At 58.6% G+C, this 8682-nt stretch carries 7 protein-coding genes; 5 read left to right on the top strand and 2 right to left on the bottom strand.

Translation table 11 applies throughout. From position 1 onward, the window contains the following. The first annotated feature begins 187 nt into the window (after nt 1-187). A complete protein-coding gene (locus RBH22_RS17635; protein ID WP_306678706.1) occupies nt 188-1489 on the top strand; it encodes a TIGR00341 family protein in 1302 nt (433 codons plus the stop codon). Nucleotides 1490-1550: 61 nt separating this feature from the next. Then, the gene (locus RBH22_RS17630; RefSeq protein ID WP_306678703.1) at nt 1551-2402 is read left to right on the top strand and encodes a universal stress protein; all 852 of its coding nucleotides are present in this window, start codon (nt 1551-1553) and stop codon (nt 2400-2402) included. Between the two features lie 54 nt (nt 2403-2456). On the opposite strand, the gene RBH22_RS17625 is transcribed toward RBH22_RS17630, so the two are convergent. Further along, on the bottom strand, nt 2457-4466 hold the full coding sequence (locus tag RBH22_RS17625; protein ID WP_306678701.1) for an SLC13 family permease: 2010 nt from the start codon (nt 4464-4466) through the stop codon (nt 2457-2459). 148 nt (nt 4467-4614) lie between these two features. Continuing rightward, nucleotides 4615-5868, bottom strand: coding sequence for a DUF4010 domain-containing protein (locus tag RBH22_RS17620; protein WP_306678699.1), 1254 nt, complete (start codon nt 5866-5868; stop codon nt 4615-4617). Nucleotides 5869-6122: 254 nt separating this feature from the next. On the opposite strand from RBH22_RS17620, the gene RBH22_RS17615 reads away from it, so the two are divergent. The 3 genes from RBH22_RS17615 to RBH22_RS17605 form a co-directional block, all read left to right on the top strand. Further along, nucleotides 6123-7013: a mechanosensitive ion channel domain-containing protein gene (locus RBH22_RS17615; RefSeq protein ID WP_306678697.1), complete on the top strand. Its 891-nt coding sequence runs from the start codon at nt 6123-6125 to the stop codon at nt 7011-7013. 502 nt (nt 7014-7515) lie between these two features. After that, nucleotides 7516-7926, top strand: a complete 411-nt coding sequence (locus RBH22_RS17610; protein WP_306678695.1) for a universal stress protein — start codon at nt 7516-7518, stop codon at nt 7924-7926. A 135-nt stretch (nt 7927-8061) separates the two neighbouring features. Beyond that, on the top strand, nt 8062-8682 hold a 621-nt coding region (locus tag RBH22_RS17605), incomplete at its 3' end, for a class I SAM-dependent methyltransferase (RefSeq protein ID WP_306678693.1).

The raw sequence follows: 8682 nt of genomic DNA, 5'->3' as shown, positions 1-8682 counted from the left end.
GTCTCTACAGCCTCGTGGCAGGCGCACAAAGGTTACGCCGTGAGAGGAAACTTCCCGTCACGAATGCGTGTTCGATCCCGTTGTCCAACGCCAGATTCGGCTCAGAACAGTCGCCACCCTTCGATATCGGTAGGGGGCACAACCAGACGGGAGACCATTTATCGGGTACGGCCGAGTTGTAGCACCCATGGCTCGGCTCGTTTTTGTGACTGTCCCTGTCGGGAAGCAGGACGCTGTTCTCGATATTCTGGACGATGAAGGCATCAGTTATACACTCACTGATGAGACGAGCAACCGTGAATACACCTGTGCCGTTCATTTTCCGCTCCCGACGAATGCTGTCGAACCGATTCTGGATCGTCTCCGGGAAACGGGCATAAACGACGACGCGATTACAGTGACGGTCGAGACGCAAACCGTTCTTTCACGCGATTACGACCAACTCGAGGAACGATTCACGGAAGACGAAGAGAGTCCGGAGCAGATCGCCCGCGAAGAACTCCAAAGCGCTGCTGAGGAGCTCGTCCCAGCGTCCATGCCGATATATGCCGCCATGACAATCGTGAGTGCGATTATTGCGACAGCAGGACTGCTTCTGGATTCTGCTGCAGTCGTCGTCGGGTCGATGGTGATCGCACCGCTCATTGGCCCCGCAATGGCTACGAGCGTTGGCACGGTCTTCCGGGACCGCGACCTCTTTAGAGACGGTGTCAAGCTACAGATCATCGGAGCCATACTCACAATAGCGAGTGCCGCTCTTTTCGCGATTCTCATCAGAACAGGGAATCTCGTCCCACCTGGATTAGATATCCTGTCTATCTCACAGATACGAGAACGATTTCGCCCGGACGTCCTGTCACTCATGGTTGCCCTCGGGTCCGGTGCCGCTGGAGTGATTAGCCTTGCTTCGGGACTCTCATCGGCACTCGTTGGCGTCATGATTGCAGTGGCACTCGTCCCTCCCGCAGCGACGGTCGGTATCGCCATCGCGTGGGGGAATACGGCACTCGCCGTGGGCTCCGGCGTGTTGCTCCTCGTTAACGTCCTGTCGATCAATCTCGCCGCACTTCTTGTGCTCTGGTATATGGGATACCGGCCTGAGAAATGGTTCCGTATGGAGCAGACCAGAAAGACGTTCGTCAAACGTGTTGGCATTCTCCTGATTAGCATTCTGATTCTTTCTGCATTCCTTGGAACTGTTACGTTCTCTTCGTATCAGACTGCCACTGCCGAGCAATCGATTCAAAATGATATCGAATCAATTCTCGATGAACCGGTTTATTCAGAGTTCGTGCTACTCGAGGTCCAGTTCGAATATTCGGAGAATCTGCTCGCCCAGCGTCCCTCCAAGGTAACTATCTTGATCGGTGCTCCTCGAGGAGAAGCCCCACCAGAACTGGGTGATCGGCTGAACACCCGTATCGACGAGATCGCAGGTCGCAACGTAGCTGTACAGGTTCGATACCTAACCGTTCAAGAACCGGGGTAGTGCCGGGGGTAGGGTAACCGTTTATCTCAACAACGTCCAATAGCCCAGTTAGATAGCAGTCATGTTCCAACGCGTTCTACTACCGACTGACGGCAGTGAAGCCTCGTCGATCGCAGCTGAAGCAGCTGTGTCACTCGCCGATCAGTTTGACGCGGAACTACACGTGATTCACGTCCTTGAACACGACCAACCCTCCACTGATACTGATGGTGACAATACCACCGCCCGATATGGCGAGGAAGCAGTCCAAGCGGCTCTCGAATTGGCTGCCTCTTCTGATGTCGAGGCTACGAGGGCGGTCATTGAAAAGACAAAATCGATTCATCAAGAGATTCTCACCTACACAGACAAACACAGTATCGACTGTATTGTGATGGGAACTCAGGGCAGGAGTGGACTCAGCCGGATTCTCCTCGGGAGCGTTGCCAAACAAACCCTACGTGAGTCTCCCGTACCAGTCATGACTGTTCATGAAGAGACGGTTATCGATCCAGACATCGGCTCAATACTCGTCCCTACCGATGGGAGCGAGTGTGCACATACGGCCGTTGACCGTGCGGGTGAACTGGCGAGATCGGTCGACGCGACACTGCACGTCATCTACGTCGTCGAGACGGGACAGCTAATCAACGGCGATAGAGTCCGGAGACTACGAGACGCGCTCGAGGACATCGGTGAGAAGGCGCTGGACCTCGCCCTCGAGCAGGTCCAATCGTCGACGTACTTGCCGACTGAAACTTCGATTCTGCATGGCCCGCCCTATCTTGAGATTGTCAGATATGCGGAGGAGCACGATGTCGATTGTATCGTCATGGGGACTCACGGCCGAAAGGGCATACGTCGGTTCCTCCTCGGTAGTGTTACCGAACGTGTAATTCGTCGTGCTGATGTACCTGTTATCTCAGTGAAATAGGTTTGTCAACAAATACTCCCCAAGGCCACAGGCACCCGAACGTCCGTTCTACAGTCACAGGCCCCAGAAAAATGCGATGCCAGCAGTCGTCACGACAGTTAGAATCAGTTGTAACGGTGCGCCGACACGTGCGAAATCAGTGAATTTGTACCCGCCTGGACCGTAGACCATCAGGTTCGTCTGGTAGCCGACGGGGGTCAGTAGCGGTGTGCTGGCCGCGAAGGTCACGGCCATCACGAACGCGAAGGGGTTGACGCCGAGCTGGCCGGCAACCTCGACCCCGATCGGGAGCAGTAACACGACGCTGGCGGAGTTGCTGACCATCTCCGTGATGACCGCAGTCCCCAGGTAGAACAGCCCCAGGACCGCGATCACGGGAAAGAGAACGCTGACGGAAACGACAAGGTCGGCGATGAGGGCCGCCGTCCCGGACGCCTCGACTGCGATGCCGAGTGGGATGACACCCGCCACCATGAAAATCACTTCCCAGTCGACGGCCTCGTACGCCTCCTCGGGTGTGAGGATGCCGGTGAAGAACATCGCCGCGACGCCCGTCAGCGCACTAACCATGAGTGTGAGAACGTTGAGTGCTGCGAGTCCGAGAGCACCGGCGAGGATCCCCAGCGCGATGGGGATCTTCGATCGGTCGAACTCCTCCCACCTGTCCTCGCCCGCGATGGCGACGTTCGTGTCCCTCGCGATGCGATCGAGCACTGGGTCGGACGCCTGGACGAGGATGACGTCACCGGCCTGCAACCGGACCTCTCGGAGGCGCTGGCGGATCACCTCGTCGCCGCGCCGGATCGCCAGCACTGTCACGTCGTAGTCCCGCTCGAAGTCCGCGACACCGCTGCGCCGACTCGACCAGGGCCCGGGCAGTAGCACGACTTCGGTAAGTTCGATCTCCTCGTCGGGGGCCTCCTCGGCCGTCTCGTCGCCGTCTTCCTCCGTGTCTTCGCTAGACCCCTCGTCCTCGGCGAGAGCATCGCTGGGCTCCGTGTCGGGCGGCTCCCAGCCGTGACGCCGTGGTGAGAAGCCGGGCGGGAGGGATGCATCGTCCTCCGTGGCCGCCTCCATGAGCTCCGGTAACAGCTGCAGGTGGCCCTGCTCGATGACCTCCTGGAGGGTTTCCTGGTCGGCCCTGACGGAGAGGACATCGCCGGCCTGGACCCGTTCCGATCCGAGTCCGTGGGCGAGCGTCCGGTTGCCACGAACGATCTGGAACACGTCGAGGTCAAGGTCCTCCTCGCCCAATTCCCCGAGCCGAGAACCGACGAGCGGCGAGTCCTCCATGACGACGACATCAGTGAGGTAGTCGGTCATACCGAACGCGTCGGTTGGCGACTCCGCCGGCTCGATCCGTGCTGGAGTGAGATATCGACCGACGGTGAGCAGATACACGATCCCCACGAGCAAGACGATCGCGCCCAGGTGCGTGAACTCGAGCAGGGCGAACGGCTGTGCGTCGGGACCGCCGACCTGGACCCACACCTCGCTCGCCAGGAGGTTCGTTATCGTCCCGACGACGGTGAGCATGCCGCCGAGCATCGAGGCGAACGACAGTGGTATCAGGAGCTTCGAGGGCGATGTCTTCGTTTGCCGGGCAAGGTTCATTATCGCAGGTATCAACACGGCGACGACCGAGACGTTGCTGACCACCCCGCCCGGCGGGCCGGAGAGCGTGACCGTGGCGAGCAACTGCCGGAACTCGTCGTCCCCAGCGAATGCGATCAGTTTCCGCGTGAGGATCTGGATGACGCCGGTCCGTCGGACGCCTTCGCTCAGGACGAACATCGCCAGTACGGTGAGCGTCGCGGGGTTCGAGAATCCCGAGACTCCCTGCTCCGGCGACACGCCGGTCCACTCGCCGAGGAGGACGAGTGCGACCATGAGGCCGACCGCGGTAGCATCGATCGGTACCGGCTGGGTAACGAAGAGGACGAAGACGACGGCGATGATCGCCAGCACGACGACCACGTCGAGCGAAACCGGAAGCTGCACAGGGAGTAGCTGTAGTGGCCATCCGGTGCTCAAAGAGAAGGAGGAGGAGAAGACAGCACTCATTTATTCATTGTCTCTGAGGATTGCTCGGATGATTACATAGAATTTGGGTTCTCTCCAGGGTCCAGATGCTCGCTCTTGGGGACGTAGTTGTCTCCCGCAACGTTGCGAGATGACATTCAACGTGAACGTCTGTGGGTCAGAGGACAGTTCACACGACGAGAAAAACCAGACCGCTTAGAATGACGACACCGAGTACAATCGACACGAGTCGGCCCAGCCTGTGAGTGCCGAGAACCCACGCTAACGCGGCCTTGACCAAGGTGTTTGCGATGGCCGCGATGACGATCCCCGTCGTGGCGACCTCTGTCGAGACTGCCCCTTCGGCTGCGAGTCGACTCAACGTGATCGTCATCGCGTCGACGTCGGCGAGCCCGGAGACGAACGCGGTCGCGTACACGCCCGATGCGCCGAACCACTCGTTGGCGTATTCGGAGACGAGCAACACGGCCGCGAATATGACCCCGAAGAGGAGGGCTGGCCGCAGGCGAAGCGGGTTCTGGAACTCCTCCGGTTCGACCGTCTCGTCGGACGCAGTCAGCCAGTACAACACCCCGGCAGCGACAGCGCCGACGACAGTCATCGCTCCCAGTGGTAGTGCGACGCTCGAGAGCAGATCGGGGTTGACCACTGCGATTTCGATGAGCGCTCGGGGGAACATCACGATGGAGGCGGTGACGACCGCGAAGGCACAGACGTGATAGAGCGTCGCGTTCTGGGTCGTCTTCTCCGCCATCGAGACCGTCGTTGCCGTGGACGATACGAACCCTCCGACGATCCCCGTAAGGGCGATCCCTCGTTCGGGGCCGAGCGTTTGTCCGAGTACGTACGCCACAAATCCGAGACCGGTGACGAAGACGACCATCAACCAGATGAACCGCGGATTGAGCCCATAGAGGGCGTCAAGCGATCGGTCGGGAAGAGCTGGGAGGACGACGAGGACGACGAGGATAAACTTCGCCGACGCCCGCCGTTCGTTCTCTTCGATCCGATCGGCGAACTCGTGTATCGGATCCTTCACCGAGAGGAGCACTGTGACGGCGCCGCCGGCGATGATCGCGATGATCGCGCCGCGGTCGGAATGCATCGCCATTGCGCCGAGGACGGCTGTGAGGAGGGCGGCCACGAGCGTCGTCAGGCCGATATCACCCTCGTACCAGATCTTCCCGACGTACGCGACCGTGAGTGGTACGACGAGCGTTCCCACAGCGAGCGGAAGTACGGACGGGAAGAAGGCCTGAACGAGCGCCCCATAGAGCGCGATCAGCGGAAACGTCCGACTCCCGGCGAACGATCCGCCCGACTCGCTTTGCTCCCGTTCCAGACCGATGAGTGCGCCGAGGCCAGCTGCGAGCAGGAGATGGAAGACGGTCTCCACAAGAGGACCAGTTGTAGGATCGACCATTGTGTAGCCTTTCCAGCCAGTGGATTGTCAAACAATAGGGGCGAAGCGAACGTTTGACGTCCTGTCGTCCTCATTCTGGCTTTCCGTCCGCCTAGGAAGGAGGAATATCCGCCCTTACTGCCAGGATCAGCAACTGAACGGGATCCGGTCGAAGCCAGGAGTCATGCACACCGACAGTACCCCTTTACCCTAACTAACACGACGTGAGCGGCCAGCGATGAGGCTTTTTATCGGTCTGCTCCGACACGGGGAATATGATCGGCCAGGTTTCTCCACCCAAGTGGTTGATAGACATCCTAGCGGCGTACGAGCAGGTGTTGTCGGAATTGTTCTGGTTCATCGTGGGATTCGGCGTCGTGTATCTCATAAGCCAGGTTTTTCTCGTTCCACTCGCGACCCAAGTTGTCAGATCGCGTAATCGCAATAACCCAACAATTGAGACAGCAACAAAAACGTACCTTCGGGTCGTTCTGATCGGATTCGCCACGCTAACGGGTATCATCGCCGCTGGCTACGGACGGATACTCTCCGAGTCAGCGGTCATCATCGCCGCCCTCACCTTCGCCCTCGGCATCGCTGGCCAGCAAGTGTTCGGGTCACTTATCAGTGGGATGTTCCTCGTCGCCGATCCGGACTTTAACGTCGGCGACTGGATCGAGTGGCCGGGCGGGGAAGGTACTATCGAAGCAGTTGATTTTCGTGTCACCCGTATCCGGACACCGAACCACGAAACGATCTCGGTCCCTAATACTGAACTCACAACCAACGCGATCACCCGGCCCTACGGTCGGAACAGGTATCGACTGACAGAACAGGTATACGTCGCCTATTACGAGGACACCGAGCGGGCCCTGTTGGAGTTACAACAGATCGCCACGAACCTCGAATCAGTTCTTGGTGATCCAGCGCCGAATACACGTATCGTCAAACTCGGAGAGAATGCAATCACGATACAAGCAGAATTCTGGACCGAAAATCCGAGACACATAGATATTCTGACGCTTCGCTCTGACTTCCGCCGATTAGTGAAACGGCACTTCGATGAGGAAGATATTACGCTCGCTCCCCCATCCGCGCAGTTGCTTTCGGGGGGCGTCACCGTGACAGACAGGAGGTCCGAGTCACCAGCCTCGAATAGTGAATAAAACGGGATATATCAGAACCGGGAGACGTCTCCGTGAAGAGGATTTTGTGGAACCCTCTTTACGTCTGGCGATTTGATGAGGAGCCAGATTCTCACCGGATCCGCGAAAACTCGCGTGAGGAGCTGCTCTTCTGAATGTCAACTCTAGAGGGCTTCAACAGCGCCGTGGAGATATGCTTCCGCGCGGGTTTCTCGACCGGATGGGAAGCGTTCATTCAGTCGAATGAACTGACTGATCCACCGCTTCAGCGCCTCGTTCTCCTTATGGCCGGGCGACTTGTTTTACCTCTCGCAGGGACTTCTCGTATACGCTCCGACGGGACCCCTCCTTCTGTTTCGTCTAGCGGCGCGTCCCGAGATCGAACTCCTCTTGGACTGTGTCGTCGATCGATCGGAGCGCCTCATTTTACCGTTAATCTACTCCGTCGTAATCGAGCCTCGAAACTCTACGTGGTGGTCCCCGTGGAACAGGGTTGATGCCCTCACACGACTAAGTGGACAGCATGTACTCCGATATCCTGATCCCCACGGATGGAAGCCCGGGAGCGCAGGAAGCTATCGAACACGGACTCGAAATCGCACAACAGTACGAAGCCACGGTTCATGCCCTATACGTGGTCGATACACGAGTGTCACGATCCGGTCCGCTTCTCGAATTGCTCCAGCGCGAAGGGCGAAAGGCAGTACGGAACCTCGAGGAGGCAGGGACTCAAGCCGGGCTCACCGTTGTCACAGAGGTCGTTGAAGGGGTTCCACCTCAAGAGATTCTGGAGTATAGTGCGATGCAGGGGATCGATCTCATCGTGATGGGAACGCAGGGCCGGACTGGAATCGATCGCTTCGTGATGGGAAGTGTCGCTGAACGTGTGGTCCGCCACTCTCCGGTTCCCGTTCTCATGGTGCGCAGAGAATAACTGTAGCCGAATACTCACGAGAATTGCCACAACAGAGATACTGACTACTCTCTATCGCAATCGGTGGCACCCCAGCCTCAGAATGCGTCAAGCGATCTCCAGTACTCGCAAGGGGAGACCGTGTAAACGAATACCATGCCCAAATCCGCACTCTTCGAACGATACACCGACCAATATGAGAGTTGGTTCGACACACACGAAGCCGCCTACCAGTCCGAAGTCGAAGCTCTCCAGCGACTAATTCCGCAGCCAGGATTCGGGATCGAGATCGGCGTCGGCAGCGCCCGGTTCGCGGCCTCGCTCGGGATGCAGGTGGGACTTGATCCTGCCGACGACATGCTGGTTCGGGCCCGGAAGCGGGGGATCGACGTCGTCAAAGGCGTCGCTGAGTCCCTGCCGTTCAGAGACGGGACGTTCGACACTGCGCTGATCGTCACGACGATCTGCTTCGTCGACGACATCCCCCAGACACTGGCTGAAGCCCGGCGAGTGCTGCGCCCGGACGGATCGCTCGTCATCGGCTATATCGACAAGAAGAGTCCAGTCGGCCGGATCTACCAAGAGAAAAAGGCGCTGAATCCGTTCTATCGGGAGGCGGTCGTCTCGACCGACGAACTCGTTGACGCGCTCGACGTTGTGGGGTTCTCGGAGTTCGAATTCGTCCAGACCATCTACCACTGGCCGGACGAGATCGACGAGCCCGAACCGATCGAAGAGGGGTACGGCGACGGGTCCTTCGTCGGAATCAAGGCGACC

It is taken from the genome of Halobellus sp. H-GB7, assembly GCF_030848585.1.
In the GTDB taxonomy this organism is placed as follows: Archaea; Halobacteriota; Halobacteria; order Halobacteriales; family Haloferacaceae; genus Haloquadratum; species Haloquadratum inordinatus.
Note: the sequence above shows the minus strand (reverse complement) of the source record. Positions and strands in the feature narration are given on the sequence as shown.